Raw genomic sequence first — 1433 nt, forward strand, 5'->3', positions numbered from 1 at the left:
CGGCATTGGGAATGATGTCGAGCTTGATCTGGTCCTTGTGCGCCTTGTTGAAGGCGTCGACGATGCGCGGCATGAAGTTCGAGCCGTCGGCGCGCACCCAGATGTTGGCGGTCTCGGCGGACGCCGCCTGCAGGCCGCCGCCGATGACGGCAGCGGCAAGCATCAGCTTGGCAAGCATGGTCTTCACGTTACTCCTCCTCATGGTTCTCCTCCCAGTTTTGGCCACGCCGCCCGGCGGATGCGGGCGCGTGGCCGCGTTGCTTCATTCCGCCCCGCATGACTGACGCACCACCAGCCGGCACGGCAGTTTCCTGATGCCCGGCGCGGCCGGCTGGCCGTCGACGAGCGAAAGCAGGGCGAGCCCGGCCTCGCGGCCGAGCGTCGAAAGATTCATGTCGACGGAGGTGAGCGGCGGGCGCGTCGCCTCGGCCACGATCTGCCAATTGTCGAAGCCGATGACGCCGACATCCTCGGGCACGCGAATGCCGCGCTCGCGCAGCGCGTCGATGACGCCGCGGGCGATCTGGTCGTTGCCGCAGAAGACGCCGTCCGGCCACCCTTCCCTGCCCGCCTTACCGAACAGTTTTGCCACTGCATCATGACCCCAGGCTTCCGACCAGGCGCCGAGGAGCGGCTCGCGCACGGCGAGGCCGTTCTCCTTCAGGACATCGCGATAAGCCTCGGCGCGCGCGTGCACCACGGCAAAACTCGCCGGTCCGCTGACATGGGCGATGCGCCGGCGGCCCAGCCGCAGAAAATGCTCGACCGCCAGCCGCGCGCCGTCGGCATCGTCTGAGACGAGGCCGACCGCGCCGGGATCGGGCTGGGTGAAAGCATAGACGACAGGAATGCGCAGATTGGAGAGATCGACCGGCAGATGGCGGTCGATGCGCTTTCCCGTGGCGACGATGCCGTCGACGCGCTTGTCGAGCATGGCCTCGACATGCAGCTGGCCGAGCCGCTGGTCGTCCTCGACATTGCACAGGAACACCGACACGCCCTTGTCGACCAGCGCATCCGAGACACCGGCCATCAGCGGCAGCGAAAAGCGGCCATAGGTATCGTTGGTGAGCAGCCCGACGGTGAAGGAGCGTTTCCTGAGCAGGCTCTGCGCCAGGCTGTTCGGCCGGAAGCCGAGCAGCCGCGCCGTCTCGCGGATGCGCTCGCGCGTCTCCGCCGTCATCCGCCCCTGCCCGTTCAACGCCTTGGACGCCGTCGCGACGCTCACGCCTGCCGCGGCCGCCACCTCGCGCAGCGTGACCGGCGGCTTGGCGGAAACAGGCGCTGGTTCGGCGTCGGAAGGCATGGGCGCGGCGGATCCCTTGACTGGGAAAAGGTTTTCTCTTACCGCCCTGCGCGGTGATGACGGGTGAGGTCAGGCGGGCGCGAGGCGGGTTGGGAAAAGGTTTTCTCAGGGGGGAAGAGTAGGGGAA

1 protein-coding gene and 1 pseudogene are annotated in these 1433 nt (G+C 67.7%); both read right to left on the reverse strand.

Translation table 11 applies throughout. The features are described from left to right. Positions 1-187 (reverse strand): annotated as a pseudogene (locus EOA27_RS36415) (sugar ABC transporter substrate-binding protein); the annotation flags it as partial. A gap of 75 nt (positions 188-262) precedes the next feature. Continuing rightward, positions 263-1306, reverse strand: coding sequence for a LacI family DNA-binding transcriptional regulator (locus tag EOA27_RS36420; protein WP_126083153.1), 1044 nt, complete (start codon positions 1304-1306; stop codon positions 263-265). Positions 1307-1433: the final 127 nt, after the last annotated feature.

This window comes from Mesorhizobium sp. M2A.F.Ca.ET.037.01.1.1, from assembly GCF_003998075.1.
Taxonomy (GTDB): Bacteria; Pseudomonadota; Alphaproteobacteria; order Rhizobiales; family Rhizobiaceae; genus Mesorhizobium.